The following is a 19,757-nucleotide window of genomic DNA, read 5'->3' on the forward strand; positions in this document are numbered from 1 at the left end:
GGGATGAGGGGAGGTTCGTCCGCCGCCGCGACACACCATTGCTCGAGCTCACAGAACTGCTGACGGCACTCGACGGCGACCCCCGGCTCCTGCTCGACCTGAAGGGAATCCATCCCCTTCTCGCCGGCAGACTCGCAGCCGCACTACGCGAGGCGCTGCCGAACGGCACAGTGACCGTATGCACGCAGCATTGGTGGATGCTCGAGGCGTTCCGCGAGTTGCCGCAGGTACGGCTCGTGCTGTCAGCGGGCAGCCGTCGCGGACTGCACCGGCTGCGAAGACGTCTCCGCACATTCCCGGCGTACGGAGCGTGCGTCCACCGCCGGTTGCTCACTCCAGAGATCGTCACCGAACTCCGTCACGGCGCCGAGTTCGTCTTCACCTGGCCGGTGGACACCGAAGACGCGCTCCGGCACGCAACCCACCTCGCCGTGGACGGCGTAATCGGAAAGAACCTGCCCCTACTCGGCACCGCCGACTGACTCCGGCCTCCACTGCCGCACGGCTGGGGCCGACCCGGCAGTGCGGTTCAGGCCAGGGCGAGGAAGAGTTTCTCCAGTTTGGCCACGTCGATGTCGCTGTCCTCGTCGGCGAGACAGCGCTGCAGGCCGGTGGCGACGATGGCGTAGCCGGAGCGGGACAGCGCCTTGTTCACGGCGGCGAGCTGGGTGAGGACCGATTCGCAGTCGGCCCCCTCCTCCATCATCCGGATCACGCTGGCCAGGTGCCCGTTCGCGCGCTTCATCCGGGTGATGATCGCCTTCATCTCGGTGGGTTCGAGGTCCATCGGTGTCCTGCCTTCTGATCGGGTCGCGCCGGGCGGCGCATCCCCCCAGGGGGATATGCTACCTTGATCGGCATCCCCCCGGGGGGATCAGAGATTCGACGTGCCGTAGCCAGGGAGGACTCATCGATGCGAGAGCCGGACAACGACGCCACCGTCGTGGGCATCCGCGAGTTGTGCGAGCACGGGCCCGTGGAGGAGGCGACCCGCCGCCCACCGGGACCGGAGCTGACCGTCCGCACCTTGGAGACTCCCTCGCTGGGTGACCGCAGCTACCTCGTTCACGATGGCGAGGTGGCGTTCGTCGTCGACCCCCAGCGCGACGTCGACCGGATCCTGACGATCCTCGACAGCGACGAGGTCCGGCTGACCCACGTCTTCGAGACACACATCCACAACGACTACGTCACCGGCGGCTTGGCGCTGGCGCGAGCCACCGGAGCGCAGTACCTGGTCAACGCCGACGACGAGGTCTCCTTCGACCGCACCCCGATCCGCGACGGCGAGACCGTCGAGGTCGGCCAACGCATGCGTGTGCGGGCGATCCACACGCCCGGCCACACCTTCACCCACCTGTCCTACGCGCTGACGGACGCCGGGCGGGGCAACGAGCCGATCGGGGTCTTCACCGGCGGGTCACTGCTGTACGGCGCGACCGGGCGCCCCGACCTGCTGGGCGCAGAGAACACCGATGCACTGGTGCGCCACCAGCATGCCTCGGCCCACCGGCTGGCCGAAGCGCTTCCCGACGGGACCGGGGTGTACCCGACCCACGGCTTCGGCTCCTTCTGCTCCGCCACCCAGTCCAACGCCACCGAGTCCACGATCGGGCAGGAGAGACGGACAAACCCGGTCCTGACGCAGGACGAGGAGACCTATGTCCGCGAACTGCTCGACGGTCTGGGCGCCTGGCCCGCCTACTACATCCACATGGGCCCGGCCAACGCCGCGGGCCCCGCAGCCCCCGACCTGGGCCCACCCGAGCATGCCGATGCCACCGAGCTCCGCCGCCGGATCGAAGCCGGCGAGTGGGTCGTCGACCTGCGCAACCGCATCGCGTTCGCAGCCGGCCACGCTCGCGGCACCCTCAACTTCGGACTCGACGGCGCTTTCTCGACCTACCTCGGCTGGCTGATCGAGTGGGGCACGCCGGTGACCTTGCTCGGAGAGACTGCCGGCGACGTCGCCCAGGCGCAGCGTGAACTGGTCCGCATCGGTGTCGACCGGCCGGCGGCACACGCCACCGGCGGCCCGGAGCGGTGGGCCACCGGCCCACAGGCGGCGTTCCCGACCGGCACTTTCGCCGACCTCGAGCAGGTCCGTCACCACCGCGACGTCGTCGTCCTGGACGTCCGCCGCACAGACGAGCATCGCTCCGCGCGGATCTCGGGTGCGGTCAACATCCCGATCCACGAACTGCCGCGCCGGCTGAACGAGGTCCCCGCCGGCGAGGTGTGGGTGCACTGCGCCGCCGGCTACCGCGCCTCGATCGCCGCGTCGTTCCTCGACGCCACCGGACGCACTCTCGTCGCGATCGACGACGACTTCCAGAACGCCGAGCAAGCCGGACTCCAGTTGCTGCGACCCGAGGCCTGACCAGCTCCGCCAAGCCCTGAACGAATCCCTGAAACAGGAGAAACACCGTGTGCCGAGCTGTCATCTGCAGGACCTGCGCCAAGACCACCTGGGCCGGTTGCGGCCAGCACGTCGGACAGGTCAAGGCAATGGTCCCCGCCGACCAGTGGTGTCCCGGACACCCCAGGACCGAACGTCAGGGCAGCCTGCTCCGCAAGCTCTTCGGCCGCTGACAGCGTCAGCGGCAACGGCTGTCGCCGGGTCCCGGACGGTCAGGCTGGAGCTCGCGGACGACGGCTGGTTGCCGGAGGCAACCACGCAGTACCGCCTGCCGGCAGCGGATGTCGTCCACACCGGTCAGGCTCGCCAGCAGGGTCTGGCCGGCCGCTGCTCGGGGTCGTAGCCGAGCCGTACTTCGCCGCGATCGTGGCCGCACGCCTCAGCTGTGCAGACGGACGTGCTCCTTGGTGATCTGCTCGATGTCGCCGGCCGCGGCGTGGATCAACTCGTGGGACAGATTCGACAGCGCCCGCGCCACCGCGAGTTCGTCGCCGATCTCCGCGACCTCCGCGTCGTCCGGGTGCCGGTGTGCGGTGCCCCGTCCGACCAGGTGCGTCTCGTCGTTCGTGTGCAGCCGAGCCTCCGCATGGGTGATCCGCTCGTCCTCGTGCTCGTCGATGAAGATCTCGACGTTCCAGCGTCTGGTCGCAGTCATGGTCCTCGGCCTTTCTCGCTCGACAGACCTACTTCTTGCCATCGTCGGCCACCGCGGCGATCCGGCCTAGGGCCATCCGGTCCACAACACCAGGGAACTTCAGCCCTTTTCGCCGCCCGCCGGGTCCGGTCGCCGCCGCGTCACTCACCCGCAGCAGGGGTCGAAGGTCCCGCTTCGCAGGGACCGATCGGCCGGTGCGGGCCGCAACGGCCAGGCACATGCTCGAAGTAGACAGATCCGATTGGAGGTGGGGTCATGCTTCAGCGAGGATCGAAGGTCGTGCCAGTGCCCTGGGTCCGGCGGCTCGTCATGGACGCCGGCCGGGCGGCACACCGGCGGCACGCCGTCCACGGCCTGTTCGAGGTCGATGTGACCACGGCCCGCGAGGCGCTGCGCCGCCATCGGTCCGCTACCGGTGAGGAACTGTCCTTCACCGCGTTCGTGATCGCCTGCGTGGGACGCTCGGTGGCCGCCGAGCCGGCAGTCCAGGCGTATCGCGATCTCCACGGCCGGGAGGTCATCTTCGACCAAGTCGACATCGGCCTCCCGATCGAGGCCACTCTGGACGGGGTTCCGTTCGCCTTCACCCACGTGATCCGCGACGCCGGCCGACGCTCGGTACGGGACATTCACCGCGAGATCCGTGCGGTCAAGGCCGACCCGAAGCGAAGCCCCTCGGTCCGCAAGGCTGCCTGGGCACGCGCCTACCTGCTCCTGCCGGGGATCGTGCGCACCGGGTTGCTCGGGGCCCTTCACCGGCTGCCGGAACGCCAGCGCGCTCTGGCCGGCACCGTAGGTGTCACCGCCGTCGGCATGTTCGGCGCGGGTGGCGGGTGGGGCATCGCCTTCCAGTTGCACACCCTCGGCATCGTCATCGGCGGCATCACCGTTCGGCCCGCGCTGCGCGCGGGGCAGTTGGTCGAACGAGAGTGGCTGCAGCTGACCGTCAGCGTCGACCACGACATCGTCGACGGCGCGCCGACCGCGCGGTTCGTCAGCCGGCTGCGCAGCCTCCTCACCTTCGCCGACGGATTGCCGGCCGCTCCACCACCAGCCGCGTCAACGGAAGCGGGAGGACAGATCCATGAGTGACATCGACAAAGCTCGCGCCCAGCGAGAAGCGCTGGCGAACGTGGCCGGTCGGCGCACCGCACGCCTGCTCGCCGTACTGCCGGCCGAACACGACGAGGACCTGGCACCAGGAGATGCGCAGCGAGGTGCCCGACCGGGATCTTCCCTGGCCGGGCACCTGGGTTGAGAGCGCTACGGTGTGTGCTCGACCTTGATGGTCCGCGCCTCGGCCGTCATCGCCGTGATCGGCACCCTCACCTCGAGGATCCCGGCCGCGTACTTCGCCTCGACCTTGGCTTCGTCCGCGCCGTCGGGCAACAGCACCCGCCGGGTCAGCGAACCGTAGTGGAACTCCGAGCGAGCACCGTCGTGCTCCTCCTGCTGACGAGTCGCCGTGATGGTCATCATGCCGTTCGCGACCTCGACCTTGATGTCCTTCGCGGGGTCGAGCCCGGGCAGCTCCGCCCGGACGACGTACGCGTTGTCGTCGGCGAACTCCTCGATCCGGACACCGCGCATCGCTGCCGGCCAGGTGAACAGGCTCGGCAGGCTATCGGCCCAGTCGAACAGGTCGGCGAACTGACGCCGGCTGTCCTTGTGCTCCAACGAGGTCATCGTTTCCCCTTTCCGTAGTTCTTCCTTCACCTCCACAGCACTGCGGCGCACGGGCTCGCAGAAGGGGCGTAGGGACCGGGTGGCAGGGACCTTCGACCCTGATCGGCAACCTGTCCACCAACAGAGGACTGGCAGGTCTGACAGCCCAGGACTTGAGGGACCTACGCCTCTGCTGTCCCAATCTCCGTCAAGTGATGCTTGAGGTCGAAGGCGCGTCACCGGGCGAGCGCCGTTGGTGGACTACATGGGTACGGTCGTGGTGCCATCAGGCCGGCGAGCCGGCTGCTCGACCAAGCCGAAGCCGAACAGCTCGGCGCCCGACTGTTCGGGCCGCTACTGGCTCCCACGACTGTTCCGGAGGCTGCCCAGCAGGCCTAGCGTGGGGGAATCTCACCAAGGAGGTTGGTCATCGTGTTGACACGAGCACCACGCCTACGCCTCTCGGGGCATGGCGAACGACTCCGGCTCCGACTCCACGACCGCTGGCGGCCAGCACCGCTGGAGACCCTGCGCGAGTGCTGCCGAGCAACTACCGCCGTCGACAAGGCTCTCGGCGAGGCAATCCGCAGCGCCCGCACGGCAGGCGCCTCATGGCAAGAGATCGGCCGCGCACTCGGTGCCACCGACAATGCCCAGACACAACAAGAAGTCATCGATGCGCTCGCGGACCAGAAGCGCGCGGTCTGGCGACGATTCTGGACCTAGAGGCGGCGGCCCCTTCTGGGTGATCGCCGTGAGCATGGCGATCCTGACCGCGTTCTCCACCGCACCGAGCCCTGTCGTCGATCACCATCACAGTCGTGTACGCCGTGTTCGCCGCCGGGATCGTGGCAAGCCTGCTCCTCCTGGGCCATCTGTCGGACCGGTACGGGCGACGGACCGCGCTCATCCCCGCTCTGCTGACGGGTCTGGTGGCTGCACTGATGTTCGCCACGTCCACCCGGCGGCCTCCTGAGGTCAGGCCACTGCCCACACCCCGGCCCCGCGACCGCCCGCAACGGCGAAGGGTCGACGGCCCGGTCATCGTCATGGTCGGCGATCGCGGCACTGAGGTGCATGCGCTGGACTGAGCGTCACCGTTGCGTCGCACCGGTCCTGGGTGCAAGCCTGACATGTTGGGCGACGCCTACCGATGAGGTCCGGGCTGGTGGGCGGTCGGGGCTCCCGGGCGACGGCAGGGTGGGCATGGCGGATTGTGAACTGCGCGGCCGGCGGCGCGAAAGTGCCGTGTTGATTGGGTTGCTCAACGCCGCACGGACGGGTCAGAGCGAGGTCCTGGTGCTTCGTGGTGAGGCCGGAGTCGGCAAGTCGGCGCTGCTGGAGTCGCTGGTGGGACGCAGCCACTCGTTCCAGGTCGCTCGGACTGTCGGGATCGAGTCCGAGATGGAGCTCGCCTTCTCCGGACTTCATCAGCTGTGCCAGCCGTTCCTGGACCGGCTCGACCGCCTTCCGCGTCCGCAGCACGATGCGCTGGGTACTGCGTTCGGCCTCGAGGTCGGGCCGGTTCCGGACCGATTCCTCGTCGGGCTGGCCGTCCTGAACTTGCTGTCCGAGGCAGCCGGGCATCAGCCGGTTCTGTGCATCGTCGACGACGCCCAGTGGCTCGACCGGGTGTCCGCTCAGGTCCTTGCGTTCGTCGCCCGGCGCCTGGCGGCCGAGTCGGTGGTGATGATCTTCGCCGTACGCCCTGCTGAGGACCACGAGTTCGCCGGACTGCACGAGCTCGAGGTCCGCGGCTTGGACGACGCGGACGCCCGGGCGCTGCTGGACTCAGTACTCCCAGGACCGGTCGATCCGCGAGTCCGGGACCGCATCGTGGCCGAGACACGCGGCAACCCGCTGGCCCTGCTCGAATTGCCGCGAGCGTGGAGCGTGACGGAGCTCGCGGACGGCGATACTGCGGGGACGCTGTCCAGCCGGATCGAAGGGGGCTTCGTACGGCGTCTCGAAGCGTTGCCGGCCGATACCCGGCTGCTCCTGCTGACGGCGGCTGCGGAGCCACTAGGTGACGCCAGTCTGCTCTGGCGAGCGGCCGAGCGGTTGGGCCTCGGCGCTGACCCGGCCGCAGGCGCGATCGAGTCGGGACTGATCACCTTCGGTCAGCACATCCGGTTCCGGCATCCGCTGGTGCGGTCGGCGGCGTACCGGATGGCCTCGGTCCAGGACCGGCAGGCCGTGCACCAGGCACTGGCGGACGTGACAGATCCGGACAAGTCTCCGGACCGGCGTGCCTGGCACCGCGCCCAGGCGACAGCGCTGCCGGACGAGGAGGTCGCTGCAGAGCTCGAGAGATCGGCCCGTAGGGCCCAGGGCTGCGGTGGCTTGAGCGCGGCATCCGACTATCTCGAACGCTCTGCGGAGCTGACGCCTGAGCCGCACCGCCGGGCCGCGCGGGCGCTGACCGCAGCGGCGGCCAAACGTGGAGCCGGCGCGCTCGATGCGGCCCTGAGCTTGCTCAGCGGAGTAGCTGCCGGTCCGTCGGACGCGCTGCGGGCCGCCGAGGTCGATCGGTTGCGCGGAGAGATCGCCTTCGACCAGGGGCGCGCACGCGACGCTGCTCGCTTGCTGCTCAGCGCTGCCAGGCAGCTCGATCCGCACGACCCGGCTCGGGCGCGGGTGACCTATCTGGAGGCGATGTCAGCCGCGATGTGGGCCAGCGGGCCCGGGGCGCCAGGGATCTTGGCCACGGCAGCAGCTGCGACCCCGCCCCCAGCCGACGCAGACCCACCGGCCGACCTGCTGCTTCAGGCGCTCGCCGTGCGCTTCACCCGCGGGTATTCAGCCGCGGCACCGCACCTGACCAAGGCCCTCGCTCGGGCCCGCGAGACGGACATCGGCGCCGATGACGTCGGCAGCTGGCTCTGGCTCGCCGGCAACCGGGCCAGCGGCATTGTCGCTATCGAGCTGTGGGACTTCGACACCGCTCTCGAACTCGCGCTCCGGCAGGATCGGATGGCTCGAGAGACGGGTGCGCTCGTACAGCTGCAGTTCGCGCTCAACTTCCGCGCCGACCTCCAGTGCCTCACCGGCGACCTGTCCGCGGTGGCGGGCCTCGTCGAGGAGGAGCGGCAGATCGCGGCAGCGACCGGCAACCCCCAGGTCAGGTACGGCGGGCTGCTCCTCGAAGCCTTGCGGGGCAACGAGATGGCGGCGAACGAGCTGATCGACGCCACCACCAGCGAGGCAGCGGAACACAACCAGGGCCGGATGGCGGCCTTCGCGACGTACGCGAAATCCGTTCTGCACAACGGTCTCGGCCGGTACGACGTCGCGCGGGACGCGGCGCGGCAGGTGTTCGACCAGGACATCGTCGGGTATGGCGTCCTGGTCATCGGTGAACTGGCCGAGGCGGCGTCCCGGACCGGCGACACCAAGCTCGTCGAGGCCGCACTCGGCTGGCTGGCCGAGCGCACCGCGGCCACCCCGACCGAGTGGGGCCACGGCATCGAGGCGCGGGTCCGGGCGCTGCTCGGCGCGGACGAGGACGCCTACCGTCAGTCGATCGAGCACCTCGGCCGGACCGGTCTCCGCGTCCAGACGGCCCGCGCCCATCTCCTGTACGGCGAGTGGCTTCGGCGCGAGGGACGACGTGTGGATGCCCGCGAGGAGTTGCGAACAGCCCACGAACAGCTCGGCGAGATGGGACTCGAGGCCTTTGCCGAGCGTGCCCGCCACGAACTACTCGCCACGGGTGAGACGGTCCGCAAACGTTCGCCCGAGACGCTCAACGACCTCACCGCGCAGGAGGCACAGATCGCCGGGCTGGCCCGCGACGGGCTGACGAACGCCGAGATCGCGGCACAGCTGTACGTCAGTCCCCGCACCGTGGAGTGGCACCTGCGCAAGACATTCTCCAAGCTCGGCATCACCTCACGCCGGCAGCTCCGCGGCGCGCTTGCCCGCTCCGCCTGAGGCACACCAGGGTGTTCCACGGACGCGACGACCGTGGCTGGAGCTGTACCTGCGCGCTGAGGATTACTGTGGCATCACCTTGAAGGGGGGTGGGGATGCCAGCGCTCGACGCCTTCTCGCATGTCTCGCTCACCGTCACCGATCCGGAGCGTAGTGCCGATTTCTACAACCGGGTGCTCGGCACCGAGACGATGTTCTCGTCCGCGGGTGACACCGGAAGGCTGATCATCGTCGCCCGTCCCGGTGTGATGATCGCGCTGTGCGGTCATCCCGGTACGACGGACCAGAGCTTCGACCCGATCCGGATCGGGCTGGACCACTTCGCGTTCCAGGTCCCGTCGCGGTCCGAGCTGGAAGCCTGGCACGCCGGCCTTGTCGCCGAGGGCGTGACCTGCTCGGAGATCGAGGTGAGTCCCTTCGGACTGCACCTCAACCTCAAGGATCCGGACAACATCGCGATCGAGCTCTTCGTATCCGAGCCGGCCTGACACCCAGGCGAGCCGGCCGGAGCCTGATGCTCCGGCCGGCTCGCTCTCCGAGATGTTCAGCGGGCGGCTCGCTCGATCACCTTGGTCACCGCCAGCGGCTGCGACACTGCGACCAGGTGGGAAGCGCCGGCGATCTCCACCTTCGTCGCGCCGGCCCGGGTGGCCATGAACCGCTCGGCGGCGGGGGCGATCGCCTTGTCCCCGGTAGGGATGACGGCGTACTTCGGGAGTGCCGCAGGAGCACTCTTCTCCACCGGCTCCGAGAAGGCCGAGGCCGCCACCGGCCGCTGGGCGGCGAGGAAGACTGCCCCCTGACGGGCCGGGATGTCCGCGCCCGAGGACCGGGCCGGCTGTCGCCGGATTCAGCGCAAGGTCTACCCCACCCGGGTAGCTGATCACGGTGGTGATGTCGCCGAGCTCGCTGCCAGGGAACTGCGAGTTCAGCGCGCCCAGCGTCTCGCCGGCCTCGGGGATGAACGCGGCCACGTAGACCAGCGACTTCACCCCAGGCGTGCCCGCCAACTCGCTGACCAGGGCGCCGCCGTACGAGTGACCGACCAGCACCTTCGGTCCGGGGATGTTCGCGAGGACGCCGCTGAGGTACGACGTATCGGACGCGATCCCCCGCAGTGGCACGGCGGGAGCCACGACGTTGTAGCCGTCACTCTGGAGCCGGCTGGTCACCCCGGACCAGCTGGAGCCATCGGCGTACGCCCCATGCAGCAGGACGATCGTCGGCTTCTCGGTGGCCTGTCCGGACTGGGCTGCCTGCGCGGTGGTCGCGCCCGCCAGCAGCAGTCCCGCACCCAGCCCCGCGAGGAGAAGGCTTCTTGCCTTGAGCATCAGTCTGTTCATTGTCCTCACACCTCTACCTGGTTCGTCGTGACAGCTGGAATGTTGCGGGCTTCGATCGCCCGGACGGTGTTGTCGAAGGCGGTGCCCAGGACGCGCTTGCCGAAGAGAGCGAAGACGAACGCGAGCAGGCGGCCCTTGACGTTCTTGCCGTCACGCACGATGACGACATCGATCTCGGTCGCGCCGTCGGCCCGCCGCTTGAGGGTGTAGATGTAGCCGGACTGACCGCCCCAGACACTGGAGTCGGTGGTCGTGAGAACGATGTGGCTCGGGTCGGACCAGTCGTAGCGCAGGCGCTCCCAGACACCGCCCGAGCCCTCGGTGACGTCGGCGTACCCAGGTCCCAGGTCGTGCACCCTCAGGTAATCGTCGTGGCTGTTGGCGAACAGCTTCGAGCGGCCGGGCCCGAAGTCCGTGAGCCCGGCAATGAACTGCTCGGGCGTCGAAGTTGTCACCTCGGTGAGGCGAATCGTGGTCATGCGTTTTCCAATCCTTGAAGGGGTTCCGCTGCTACCACTTTCCGTCGGCAGTTGACGCGTCACCCCAGTGGAAAACACTGGTTCATCGCCCGGTGTGGAGACTCACCGCCCGCCTTCAGGCCAGGGTTGGTCACGCCTTGGCAACGGGCGGGTTGTCCGAATCTCGGTGTGGGCCCGCTAGGTCAGTGCAATGAGCGCAGCTCATCGTCGTTTTCCGACGCCGAGCGCGGCTTGGGCGAGCAGGTACAGCTCCTGCTCGCCAACGGCGTCTCGGTGATCGGCGGCCCTGGCGGCGTCAGAATCGCTAGTGCGCGGGGATGAAGGTGGTCGTACCGACTGCTTCCTCGGCGCGAATGATGTGCATGAGGGCGTTGATCAAGGCCAAATGGGTGAACGCCTGCGGAAAGTTGCCGAGGTGGCGTCCGCTGAGCGGGTCGATCTCCTCGGCGTAGAGGCCTAGCGGGCTCGCGTAGGACAGGAGCTTCTCGCAGAGCGCGGTGGCCTCGTCCAGTTCGCCGATCTCGACGAGCGCAGACACCAGCCAGAACGAGCAGATCGTGAACGTTCCCTCAGCACCGTGCATCCCGTCGTCGGTCTCCGAGACGCGGTAGCGCAGCACCATGCCGTCTTCTGTGAGTTCGTCGGCAACAGCTCGCACGGTGGCGCGAACCCGCGGATCGTCAGCCGGCAGGAACCGCAGCAACGGGACGAGCAACAGTGCGGCATCGAGGGTGGTGGCGCCGTACCGCTGGACGAAAACTCCTCTGTCGTCGACACCGTGGGTGCAGATGTCCTTGCGGATTTCATCGGCGACCGCCTGCCAATCATCGGCGAACCCAGGCTCGTCGTGCAGCCGGGCCAACTTGGCACCACGATCCATCGCCACCCAGCACATCAGCTTGGACGAGGTGAAGTGCTGCGGTTCTCCGCGTGATTCCCAGATCCCCTGGTCGGGCTCGCGCCAGTGCTTCGACGCCGCCTCTGCCTGCCGCTTGAGGAACGGCCACAGGCTTTCAGTCACCTGGTCGCGCGATCTGGCATGCAGATACACCGAATCGAGTATGGCTCCCCACACGTCGTGCTGGCGCTGGAGGTAGGCGGCATTGCCGACCCGGATCGGTCTCGCGCCTTCGTAGCCGGTCAAGTGATCCAGTGTCTGCTCGGGCAGCTCGCGTTCGCCTCCGATGCCGTACATGATCTGGATGTCCTGATCGCAGTCACACATCTCGGTGAGGAACGAGAAGAAGTCGTTCGCCTCGCGATCGAGTCCGAGTGTGTAAAGCCCCCAGAGAGTGAAGGTCGAGTCACGGACCCACGAGTATCGATAGTCCCAATTCCGCTCACCGGATGGCGTCTCGGGCAGGGATGTCGTCGCGGCGGCGAGCAGTGCCCCGGTGGGAGCGAAGGTGAGTCCTTTCAAGGTGAGTGCGCTGCGCACCAGATAGCTGCTCCACGGGTGATCCGGAAACACACCGACGTTGATCCATTGCCGCCAGTACTCGGCCGTTCGCCCCATCCTCTCGAGGGCTTCCACCCAGGTCCGCGGCGGCGGCAGATCCGACCACGAGAGCGCCACGAACGCCGAATCGCCCTGCGACATCCGAGTCCGGGCCTGGGCCGTGCGGCCCTCCAGACCGAGGCGTAGATCGGTAGTCAGCTTCAGAGTGACATCGTGATCCTGGTCAGGGCGGTTTGCCACCGCCGCGCCGTAATCGGAACCGTCATACCGCCAACTTGCTTCTCGACGGCCATATCCGAACATCGGTTCGCACACCATCGAGAGATCCACAGCGCCGCTGACGCATTTGACGGTCCTTAGCAAACAGTGTTCGGCGTCGTAATCGGTCGGTGTGCGGCGATGAGTCCGGGACCGCTCGGAGACGTTGTGCCACGGACCCTTGAGCAGGGCATCACGGACGATCAGCCAGCCGGTCGGTGACTTCCAGGTCGTTTCGAGCATCAGGCTGCCTGGCAGATACCGGCGTGCAGCGGGCACCTGTACGCCGTACGGACCGAGCCTGAAGCTTCCCGCGGCGCGGTCGAGAATTGCCCCGAACACACTCGGTGAGTCGTGTCGCGGCAGGCACATCCACTCCACCGCACCGCTGGGTGCTATCAGGCAGTTGGACTCGCAATCCGACAGGAAGGCGTAATCCGCAATCGGCGGGTGTGCGCTTCGACGCGGACCTTGATGCAGGTGACCGGAACTCGCAAGGGTGCGCGCCAGGGACTCAGGCAAGGTCACTCCCCCTTCTCCGTTGCACGGATCTCATCCGCCGCCCCAACCATCATGACCGAGAACCCTCGTAGTGACGCCAGTCAGAACGGACAAGCGGCCCAGGCAGGTGGTTGATGGCCACCCACAGCCCAAGACGAGTGGCGTCCGACGCGGCGAAAGGACCTGCGCTTGGCGCCTGCCCATGCATTCAGGCTTTGAGCGTCTCGAGCTCGGTCGACGCTGGCTCGAGGTAGGGACTTACGTTGAGCAGTGCCCGGGCGACATAGTCATCCTTCTCGCCGACGGGGGCGACGTAGTACATGGCGTCTTTGGCAACTTCGAGGCTGTGGAGGCGGGCGATGGTCCAGGTGGCGAGGTACGTCGACGCCAGGCAGCCGCCGGCAGTGGCGAGGTTGCCGCGGGCGAAGAACGGTTGATTGAGTACATCGACGCCAGCCGCCACGACCCACGGCTTGGAAACGAGATCCGTGCAGGCCGGCACGTCACTCAGGTGCCCGAGCTTGGCCAGGACCAACGTGCCGGAACACTGTGCGGCCAACAGTTGCCGGGTGGGGTCGAGCCGGCGCAAGGAATTCATGATGGCGGGATTCTCGACCACTTCGCGGGTCTTCCTGCCACTGCCGACGATGACGGCGTCAGCGGTGCAGGCCTCATCGAGATCGATCATGGCGTCGATGGTGACGCCGTTCATCGAACGCACCCGCGGCGCCGGGCTGGCGATAGAGACCCGCCAGCCGGGTGCGCTGACGCGGTTGAGAATGCCGAGGGCGATGAGGGAGTCGAGTTCGTTGTAGCCGTCGAAGGTCAGGATCGCGGTGTGCATGACAGGCTCCTTCCGGTTTGTAACGCAGGCTAGCGCCGCCAATGCATGACGATCGAAGAATTGTCATGCATACAATGGCGCGGTGAGGACGCCGAAGTACAAGGGCGTGGTCGATTCGCTGGCGGCGCAGATCCGCGCCGGGCGGTGGCCCGCCGGCCACCGCCTACCCACCCATCGCAAGCTCGCCGCGGACGAGGGAATCGCGGTCGTGACGGCTTCCCGGGTGTACGCCGAGCTGGAAGCGATGGGGCTGGTCAGCTCCGAGCAGGGCCGGGGCACGTTCGTGCGTGACCTCGCTGCCGCGTCCGGCGAGGAGATCGATCAACGGGCGGTGGCCGTCGACGCCATCGATCTGAGCTTCAACTCGCCCTCGGTTCCCGGCCAGGCCGATCTGCTACGCCAGGCGTTGCGCGACCTCGCCGGGGAGGGCGACCTCGATGCGCTCCTGCGCTATCAGCCACATCGTGGGCGCGTTCAGGACCGGGCTGCGGTCGCCCGTCACCTGCGCCGGCGGGGACTTGACGTCGGCCGCGAAAGAGTCTTGATCGTCAATGGCGCCCAGCACGGTCTCGCGGTGACGGCGATGGCCCTGTTTCAGCCGGGCGACGTGGTCGCGGTGGACGCTGTCACCTATCCCGGGTTCATCGTTCTCGCGCGCACGCTGGGGCTGGAGTTGTCCCCCCTGCCGGTGACCGAGGCCGGGCCCGATCTCGATGCGCTCGAACAGTTGTGCCGACGACGCCGGGTCCGCGCCGTCTATGCGATGCCGACCCTGCACAACCCGCTCGGCTGGGTGCACGACGACTCCCAGCGCGCGCGGCTCGTCTCGATCGCCAACCGGTACGGCGTTTCGATCATCGAAGATGCCTCGTATGCCTACCTCGTCGAGGACGCTCCACCGCCGCTGGCGATGCTTGCCCCCGACCTCACCGTCTATGTGTCAGGACTGTCGAAGAACGTGGCGACCGGTTTGCGGATCGGCTTCATCGCCGCACCCGCGGCACTCGTGCCGGCGCTCGAGCGCGTCATCCGGGCAACCACTTGGCACACCCCAGGCCTGACAGCAGCGATCGCCTGCCGGTGGCTGGACGATGGCACCGTCGACCGCCTCGAAGCGCAGAAGCGGAACGACGCCCGCCTTCGGCAGTCCATCGCCTCGGAGGTACTGGCCGGGTTGCCTTGTATCGGACATCCGTCGTCGTACTTCCTGTGGCTGCCCCTGGCGCGGGACGCGCGCCCGGACCGGATCGCGGCAGCTCTGGCCGGAAGACGGGTCGCGGTCTCGACCGCCGAACCATTCGCAGCGACGCCCACGGTGCCGCAGGCCCTCCGACTGGCGCTCGGCTCGGTCGGAATCTCCGACCTCCGTCATGCCCTCCACGCAGTCCGACAGGAAACCGACCGCGATCCCTTCAGCTGACAACGACGCAACCGAGCGGTCCACCACAGTCGCGTACGTCGATACGCCGACCAAACGGGACCCGTGCCTGCGGGTGGACGCCGAACGGGTCGCGGTGCCGCCTATCTGATCTTCGCCAGCATCCAGAATGTGGCTCCCGTGCCCGCGCCGTAGGCGAGGTGAGCGCTGAGGTCCCAGGCCAAGGTCGTGGCGTCGTACTCCCAGATCGGCTTGTAGAGCCCTGCGGCCGGCAGGGCGACGTAGTCGCTGGCGAACACGACGGCGCCGAAGGGCACGCCGTACAGGGGATGTGGCGTCCGCAGCGATCCGGCCAGGATTCCGTAGGCCGCGCCCGCTGCCGATCCATAGCCCCAGTGAGCGATGGTGCTGATGAGCCAGGCGGAACGGTCGGGGAGATCGCGCTGGGTGAATCCCTCGATCACGCGCCTGACTACCTGCCCTGGGTCAGGGGCCGTCTCCCAGTTCTCGACCGGCGCGAACTCCCAGGCCGCCGGGCTCTTGGTGCCGCCTGACCGGCGGTATTTCTTGTAGTGGACAGCGTCTAGGCAGGCGGTCCCTACGGCCCCGGCCAGCAGCCCGACTACCACCGCCGCGAGCGGAGTCATCGGGTTCCTTCGCACACGCATGTTCGGTCTCCCTTCATGATCAGGGCGCCAGCCAGGCGACGTGCGGCCGCGGACCAGCGCCTCAGTGCCGATCCGCAGACGGACTCGAGCGCGGCACAACCTCAGTAAGTGGCTGGTGGTTAGCACCTGCGGCGCTCGGCCTTCTCTGCGGCGAGGCCTTGGCACCAAGTCGGTGACAGCCCAATTGTCGTCGGTGACCGGGAAGCTGAGAAGGGGACATCTGGCGCTCTCTCCTTTCGTGTTTGGGCGACCGGAACGCCTTAGGCGTCGATAGTGGCGATGTTCCTGTGCGGCGTCGGATCTCTTGTCTGTCAAGTGGGCATCGATGCGGTCGCCGAGGTCTAGCTCGAGCGACCCACAGGTCTGCAGGCCCTATGCGACCAGGCTTGCCAACGCGGGCCTCCGCGTTTGTGTTCGCCTACGCCGTGGGCTGGCATCTGCCACCGCTGGCGGTGCTCATTCGCCTGCTGGCCGGTGGTGTCGCCCACTCGCGAGTGCCCACCGGTGTGAACTTCCCGGGCGAGTGGCGATGGCGCCATTCTTGGAGCCGGAATGGCGGCGATGGCCGGAGCGGGGTGCGACGGGAGTTTCAAGCAAGCCAGGGGAACCCGTGAGACTCGGCTGACTACTCGGTCGGGGACAAGGGTTGCGTAGCAGTTCGACGTGATCTGGGGGAAGGGATCCGGGCTGCCGGCGAAGCGCCCGGATGGCGAACGGAGATCCGGACGCGCAGTGCCGCAGGGCGGACGGCGAATTCCAGTGGGGCAACAAGCTCGACTGCCTCGCCATCGGTGCCGGCATGCACAGTGGTTGGGGCTTGGACCTCCAGGTGAGGAGCGCTCCAGGCTCGCCCCGGAGGGTGCTGCCTCTCGTCTGGCGTGTCGAGCACCAGGATCCCCAGTTGACCGCTGGCGAGCGTCGGTCGAGTACCAAGACCGGGACCGTTCAACGCATACGGATTGTTGGAGACCAGCAACACAGCAAGCCGTGCATGCTCTCGTCCGGTATCGTCGACAAGGCGCAGCGCCGGCATTTGCCCACTAGGACCAAGCACCCTGCGCGCCGTCTCCGCCAAGGTGCGGACCTTCGTGTCGCGATACCTGGCCTGCTGGACGGCCTCTCCGTAGATGCCGAGGGAGACGTTGTTCAGGAAGATCCGGCCGTTCACTTCGCCCACGTCGATCAGGCGCTCCACCCCATCAGTGAACGCGTCAAGAGCCCCGGGCACGTCCTGCCGGTCCACACCGAGGTCCATCGCAAAATGGTTCCGGGTTCCGGCTGGGATGCAGACGAAGGGCAGCCCATGCGCCGCGGCGACTGCTGCTACGTCCGCGAGCGACCCGTCGCCGCCCGCCATCCCGAGCGCATCCGCACCATCGGCCACGACCTCCAGGACGCGTGTCCTCAGGTCGTCGCCGGAGCCGAGGGTCACTGCTTCGACCCCGCGCTCGCGTGCCTGCTCGACGACCCCGCTGCGGGTCGCCGCGCCGTTACCTGACCTGGGGTTGACGAACAGCACAGGCCGTCGAGGAGGCTCGACCGGGCGCCAGCCACGGCTGATCAGCGTCGAGAGCCGCGGGGCAGGATGCCGTGGACGGTTCATGCCGCTGCTCCCCTCATAGCGGCTCTCATGATCGTTCTCCATTTCGACCCTACGCCGGGGACGCCATGGATTCCGGCCGAAACCATCGTCGGTTTCTCCCCAGCGTGATCTGGTCGGCAACCCGGTTCTCCCGGTTCTCCCGGCGCTTGCTGCGCTCGCGGTAGGGCGGTCATGCGACTAGCCGGTCCGCCTGCTTGCCGACCTCGCGCAGCGTGAAGCCGGCGAAGATCTCGGTCACCCCGCGGCTGATTGCCCACACTCCGACCAGTGTCACCAGCGCTACCAGCGAGCGATCCCAAGAGCGGGCTGCCCACACCCCCAGCACCAACTCGGAGATGCCGAGCAGCAGCCCGGTCCACCACCACGACAGCTTGGTGCCGGCTAGCGCAACGACGATGTGGATGGCGCCAAAGACGATCAGGTACCAGGCGACCATGATCGACACGACGTAGAGAGTGATGGCTGGCCAGACGAAGGTGACGATGCCGGCGGCCACGCCCAGGATCCCGCCCACGAAGGACAGCCAACGCATCGTCGGTTCACGGCTGGCCACCACGAGCTGCGTGATGCCGCCGAACATGAAGGCCACACCAACGAACGTTGCCAGCGCGACCAGACTGCCCACCTTGTACGACAGCACGAACATGCCGAACCCGATCCATAGTGCCCCCAGGGCCACGATCCACCACCAGGCCGCCGACGCGTCCCGGGAGCCGGCCCGGATCGTGTCGCGCAGCGGATCCGGGGTCTTCAGATCATTAGTCATTTGCAAACTTCCTTTGGTTGGTGCCGCCGCGGGCAGGTCGTTAACCATTCCTGCCCGCGACGGCGGGCGTGATGTCAGGAGGACTGCGGCTTGCGGACCATCAGTCCGGCTGGGGGACTACGAGTTGTCTTCGGCCTTGGCGAGCTGGTCGGCGTAGGCACGGGCGTGGATTGCGTCGAGGATGGTCAGTTGCGCGTTCTCGACCGCCCAGTTGGCGAAGTCGAGAGATTCGGCCGCGTCGGCGTCTGCCCAGTCCGCGTCCTTCGCGGCGACCTTGGCGTCGACGTGGCGGGCCCGCTGGTCGACGTTCGCCTTGACGTCGCTCATCTTGGCCGCGGTGTCAGCCTTCAGTTGCGCCCATTTCGCCTGAGCACTGCCGGCGGCCTGCGAGACCTCCTGCCGTGCGTTCTGGACCGACTGATCGAGGTCGGCCTGAGCCCGATCGATGCGCTCCTTGAGCTGTGCCTCGGATTCGGTCGCGGCCGTCTGCACCGCCGACCTGGCCGTCGCGACCCGCTTCTGCAGGTCATCCAGTCGCGTGGAGAAGTTCGTGTGCTGAGTCATGCGCTACCACCTGTCTTAGATTCCGGCCCGGCAAGGGCCACCTGTTATGCATCTACAACACTGACGATATCGTCAGTGTTGTAGGTCAGCAAGACCTCACGGCGAAAATGTGACGAAATCTTCAGTCTGCTGCCTCGAGAAGAGCGGCCGTCAGTTGTGAGAGAGCCGCCTGCGGAAGCCCTTCCGAAGCACCATCACTTGCGCGCGGCACTGACCGTCCGGCCGCGAACTCGCTCATCTGGCCAGCGGACCCTCCGACAACCGGGGTATGCGCGAATGCGACCACACCTGCGGCTTGCCGGATGCGCAGATGATTGAAGGACGGCTCGCTGCGCGCGCGCGATCAGATCCATCGAGAAATGACGACCAAAGCACGGCCGGCGCCATAACCGATCCGCGTTCCGCACCCAGGACACCCAAACCCGGCCCTGCTCAGCCATCCCCACCGACGTCAAGGTCGAGCGGATGCGGCTGCCGCGGGACGCGCTGCTGGTCGGTTCTCGCCAACCGCTGGGCAGAAGCGATCTGTCAGGCCGCTGAGCCGTTGCCGGGAGCGGCGTCGATCTCCGGCAGCGGGAGCGTGCAGATCCGCCGTGCCGATCGCCGCGGTACGCCGAACATGCGCAGCAGGTCCTCGGTCACCCGGTCGGTAGTCTCCTCGACGTCGCGGTTCGGCTGGTCGTGCAGCAGGTGACCGAGGGCGAGCAGCGCTCCGGCAGTCATCGTGACGGCTACGTCGAGGTCCTCGACGTCGAAGCGACCGGCATCCACGGCGGCCGCGATGTCCCGCCGGACGCGTGGTGCCAGGCCGTTGTCGGCGCTGAGCAACCGCATCATGTTGTTGAGAAGGACGCGGCTGAGTTCCGGCTCCCTGCGGTGCAGCCGCCCAGTGAGCCGGAAGCTGCAGGCGAACACCTCCGCGGGATCCTCGATGTCAGCCGTCAGGTTGTCGAGCAGCTGGCCGTAGGCGTCCATCACTGCCTCGACAGCTGCCTCGAACAGTTGCTCCTTGGTCTCGAAGTGGTTGTAGAAGGAGCCCAGCCCGACGTCGGCGGCCTGGGTGATCTCCAGGATCGGCACGTTCGTCCTGCCCTCGGCGATGAGCGTCTGCGCAGCCCGGATGAGAGCCGCTCGCGTCTGGGCCTTGCGACGGCCCAGGCGGTTGGTCTGCTGCGTGGGTGCGTTGCTCAAGGCCGCTCCTCTGCGTCTTCGTCTCGGCTTG

General features: G+C 67.7%; 21 protein-coding genes and 1 pseudogene. 8 read left to right on the plus strand and 14 right to left on the minus strand.

Going from position 1 to position 19,757, the window contains the following annotated elements:
• The first annotated feature begins 38 nt into the window (after positions 1 to 38).
• A complete protein-coding gene (locus tag EV648_RS07125; RefSeq protein WP_132286443.1) occupies positions 39 to 482 on the plus strand; it encodes a hypothetical protein in 444 nt (147 codons plus the stop codon).
• A gap of 47 nt (positions 483 to 529) precedes the next feature.
• Here the strand turns inward: EV648_RS07125 and EV648_RS07130 are convergent, their stop codons facing one another.
• On the minus strand, positions 530 to 787 hold the full coding sequence (locus tag EV648_RS07130; protein WP_132286446.1) for a metal-sensitive transcriptional regulator: 258 nt from the start codon (positions 785 to 787) through the stop codon (positions 530 to 532).
• 126 nt (positions 788 to 913) lie between these two features.
• Here EV648_RS07130 and EV648_RS07135 point away from each other — a divergent pair, with 126 nt between their 5' ends.
• Positions 914 to 2,380 carry an MBL fold metallo-hydrolase gene (locus tag EV648_RS07135; protein WP_132286448.1) on the plus strand — a complete coding sequence of 489 codons (1,467 nt, stop codon included), beginning with the start codon at positions 914 to 916 and terminating at the stop codon, positions 2,378 to 2,380.
• Positions 2,381 to 2,798: 418 nt separating this feature from the next.
• Here the strand turns inward: EV648_RS07135 and EV648_RS07140 are convergent, their stop codons facing one another.
• A complete protein-coding gene (locus EV648_RS07140) occupies positions 2,799 to 3,074 on the minus strand; it encodes a DUF1876 domain-containing protein (RefSeq protein WP_132194650.1) in 276 nt (91 codons plus the stop codon).
• A gap of 255 nt (positions 3,075 to 3,329) precedes the next feature.
• Between EV648_RS07140 and EV648_RS07150 the strand changes: the two genes are divergently transcribed.
• The gene (locus EV648_RS07150) at positions 3,330 to 4,166 is read left to right on the plus strand and encodes a 2-oxo acid dehydrogenase subunit E2 (protein ID WP_132286454.1); all 837 of its coding nucleotides are present in this window, start codon (positions 3,330 to 3,332) and stop codon (positions 4,164 to 4,166) included.
• Positions 4,159 to 4,332 carry a hypothetical protein gene (locus EV648_RS42485; RefSeq protein WP_158293927.1) on the plus strand — a complete coding sequence of 58 codons (174 nt, stop codon included), beginning with the start codon at positions 4,159 to 4,161 and terminating at the stop codon, positions 4,330 to 4,332. Before EV648_RS07150 ends, EV648_RS42485 begins: the two co-directional genes overlap by 8 nt.
• Before the next feature lie 5 nt (positions 4,333 to 4,337).
• Here the strand turns inward: EV648_RS42485 and EV648_RS07155 are convergent, their stop codons facing one another.
• Positions 4,338 to 4,760, minus strand: coding sequence for an Hsp20/alpha crystallin family protein (locus EV648_RS07155; protein ID WP_132286457.1), 423 nt, complete (start codon positions 4,758 to 4,760; stop codon positions 4,338 to 4,340).
• A gap of 588 nt (positions 4,761 to 5,348) precedes the next feature.
• Positions 5,349 to 5,525 carry a hypothetical protein gene (locus tag EV648_RS43675; RefSeq protein WP_206751930.1) on the minus strand — a complete coding sequence of 59 codons (177 nt, stop codon included), beginning with the start codon at positions 5,523 to 5,525 and terminating at the stop codon, positions 5,349 to 5,351.
• Positions 5,526 to 5,551: 26 nt separating this feature from the next.
• On the opposite strand from EV648_RS43675, the gene EV648_RS07165 reads away from it, so the two are divergent.
• From EV648_RS07165 to EV648_RS07175, 3 genes are all read left to right on the plus strand, one after another.
• Positions 5,552 to 5,830: a hypothetical protein gene (locus EV648_RS07165; RefSeq protein WP_255512786.1), complete on the plus strand. Its 279-nt coding sequence runs from the start codon at positions 5,552 to 5,554 to the stop codon at positions 5,828 to 5,830.
• 115 nt (positions 5,831 to 5,945) lie between these two features.
• Positions 5,946 to 8,672, plus strand: coding sequence for a LuxR family transcriptional regulator (locus tag EV648_RS07170; protein ID WP_132286466.1), 2,727 nt, complete (start codon positions 5,946 to 5,948; stop codon positions 8,670 to 8,672).
• A gap of 95 nt (positions 8,673 to 8,767) precedes the next feature.
• Entirely contained in the window at positions 8,768 to 9,160 is a 393-nt protein-coding gene (locus EV648_RS07175) for a VOC family protein (RefSeq protein ID WP_132286469.1), read from the plus strand.
• Between the two features lie 56 nt (positions 9,161 to 9,216).
• Here EV648_RS07175 and EV648_RS43045 read toward each other — a convergent pair whose 3' ends face one another.
• The 5 genes and pseudogenes from EV648_RS43045 to EV648_RS07195 all read right to left on the minus strand — a co-directional run bounded on the left by EV648_RS43045 (position 9,217) and on the right by EV648_RS07195 (position 13,556).
• A complete protein-coding gene (locus EV648_RS43045; protein ID WP_199234460.1) occupies positions 9,217 to 9,414 on the minus strand; it encodes a hypothetical protein in 198 nt (65 codons plus the stop codon).
• 232 nt (positions 9,415 to 9,646) lie between these two features.
• Positions 9,647 to 10,015 (minus strand): annotated as a pseudogene (locus tag EV648_RS45090) (esterase/lipase family protein); the annotation flags it as partial.
• Between the two features lie 5 nt (positions 10,016 to 10,020).
• A complete protein-coding gene (locus EV648_RS07185; RefSeq protein ID WP_132286472.1) occupies positions 10,021 to 10,494 on the minus strand; it encodes a hypothetical protein in 474 nt (157 codons plus the stop codon).
• 304 nt (positions 10,495 to 10,798) lie between these two features.
• On the minus strand, positions 10,799 to 12,739 hold the full coding sequence (locus tag EV648_RS07190; protein ID WP_241994945.1) for a glycoside hydrolase family 15 protein: 1,941 nt from the start codon (positions 12,737 to 12,739) through the stop codon (positions 10,799 to 10,801).
• Positions 12,740 to 12,920: 181 nt separating this feature from the next.
• Positions 12,921 to 13,556, minus strand: coding sequence for a DJ-1/PfpI family protein (locus EV648_RS07195; protein ID WP_132286477.1), 636 nt, complete (start codon positions 13,554 to 13,556; stop codon positions 12,921 to 12,923).
• An 82-nt stretch (positions 13,557 to 13,638) separates the two neighbouring features.
• On the opposite strand from EV648_RS07195, the gene EV648_RS07200 reads away from it, so the two are divergent.
• Positions 13,639 to 14,976: a PLP-dependent aminotransferase family protein gene (locus tag EV648_RS07200; protein ID WP_132286480.1), complete on the plus strand. Its 1,338-nt coding sequence runs from the start codon at positions 13,639 to 13,641 to the stop codon at positions 14,974 to 14,976.
• 101 nt (positions 14,977 to 15,077) lie between these two features.
• Here the strand turns inward: EV648_RS07200 and EV648_RS07205 are convergent, their stop codons facing one another.
• From EV648_RS07205 to EV648_RS07225, 5 genes are all read right to left on the minus strand, one after another.
• A complete protein-coding gene (locus EV648_RS07205; protein WP_132286483.1) occupies positions 15,078 to 15,602 on the minus strand; it encodes a hypothetical protein in 525 nt (174 codons plus the stop codon).
• 625 nt (positions 15,603 to 16,227) lie between these two features.
• Positions 16,228 to 17,205: a diacylglycerol kinase family protein gene (locus EV648_RS07210; RefSeq protein ID WP_158293929.1), complete on the minus strand. Its 978-nt coding sequence runs from the start codon at positions 17,203 to 17,205 to the stop codon at positions 16,228 to 16,230.
• A 169-nt stretch (positions 17,206 to 17,374) separates the two neighbouring features.
• The gene (locus EV648_RS07215) at positions 17,375 to 17,971 is read right to left on the minus strand and encodes an HdeD family acid-resistance protein (protein WP_199234461.1); all 597 of its coding nucleotides are present in this window, start codon (positions 17,969 to 17,971) and stop codon (positions 17,375 to 17,377) included.
• Between the two features lie 117 nt (positions 17,972 to 18,088).
• Complete coding sequence (locus EV648_RS07220) at positions 18,089 to 18,535, minus strand: hypothetical protein (protein WP_132286489.1); 447 nt, start codon at positions 18,533 to 18,535, stop codon at positions 18,089 to 18,091.
• A 528-nt stretch (positions 18,536 to 19,063) separates the two neighbouring features.
• Positions 19,064 to 19,726 (minus strand): TetR/AcrR family transcriptional regulator, encoded by a 663-nt coding sequence (locus tag EV648_RS07225; protein ID WP_241994946.1) that lies wholly within the window; start codon positions 19,724 to 19,726, stop codon positions 19,064 to 19,066.
• Between the last annotated feature and the right edge of the window lie 31 nt (positions 19,727 to 19,757).

It is taken from the genome of Kribbella sp. VKM Ac-2568, from assembly GCF_004345365.1.
GTDB lineage: Bacteria > Actinomycetota > Actinomycetes > Propionibacteriales > Kribbellaceae > Kribbella > Kribbella orskensis.

Excerpts from the sequence above, each read along its gene's own strand:
- EV648_RS07140 (WP_132194650.1), bottom strand. The coding sequence starts at position 3,074 with ATGACTGCGACCAGACGCTGGAACGTCGAGATCTTCATCGACGAGCAC.
- EV648_RS07175 (WP_132286469.1), top strand. The coding sequence starts at position 8,768 with ATGCCAGCGCTCGACGCCTTCTCGCATGTCTCGCTCACCGTCACCGAT.
- EV648_RS07220 (WP_132286489.1), bottom strand. The coding sequence starts at position 18,535 with ATGACTCAGCACACGAACTTCTCCACGCGACTGGATGACCTGCAGAAG.
- EV648_RS07155 (WP_132286457.1), bottom strand. The coding sequence starts at position 4,760 with ATGACCTCGTTGGAGCACAAGGACAGCCGGCGTCAGTTCGCCGACCTG.
- EV648_RS07205 (WP_132286483.1), bottom strand. The coding sequence starts at position 15,602 with ATGCGTGTGCGAAGGAACCCGATGACTCCGCTCGCGGCGGTGGTAGTC.
- EV648_RS07215 (WP_199234461.1), bottom strand. The coding sequence starts at position 17,971 with ATGACTAATGATCTGAAGACCCCGGATCCGCTGCGCGACACGATCCGG.
- EV648_RS07195 (WP_132286477.1), bottom strand. The coding sequence starts at position 13,556 with ATGCACACCGCGATCCTGACCTTCGACGGCTACAACGAACTCGACTCC.
- EV648_RS07185 (WP_132286472.1), bottom strand. The coding sequence starts at position 10,494 with ATGACCACGATTCGCCTCACCGAGGTGACAACTTCGACGCCCGAGCAG.
- EV648_RS07210 (WP_158293929.1), bottom strand. The coding sequence starts at position 17,205 with ATGAACCGTCCACGGCATCCTGCCCCGCGGCTCTCGACGCTGATCAGC.
- EV648_RS07135 (WP_132286448.1), top strand. The coding sequence starts at position 914 with ATGCGAGAGCCGGACAACGACGCCACCGTCGTGGGCATCCGCGAGTTG.
- EV648_RS42485 (WP_158293927.1), top strand. The coding sequence starts at position 4,159 with ATGAGTGACATCGACAAAGCTCGCGCCCAGCGAGAAGCGCTGGCGAAC.
- EV648_RS07150 (WP_132286454.1), top strand. The coding sequence starts at position 3,330 with ATGCTTCAGCGAGGATCGAAGGTCGTGCCAGTGCCCTGGGTCCGGCGG.
- EV648_RS07130 (WP_132286446.1), bottom strand. The coding sequence starts at position 787 with ATGGACCTCGAACCCACCGAGATGAAGGCGATCATCACCCGGATGAAG.
- EV648_RS07170 (WP_132286466.1), top strand. The coding sequence starts at position 5,946 with ATGGCGGATTGTGAACTGCGCGGCCGGCGGCGCGAAAGTGCCGTGTTG.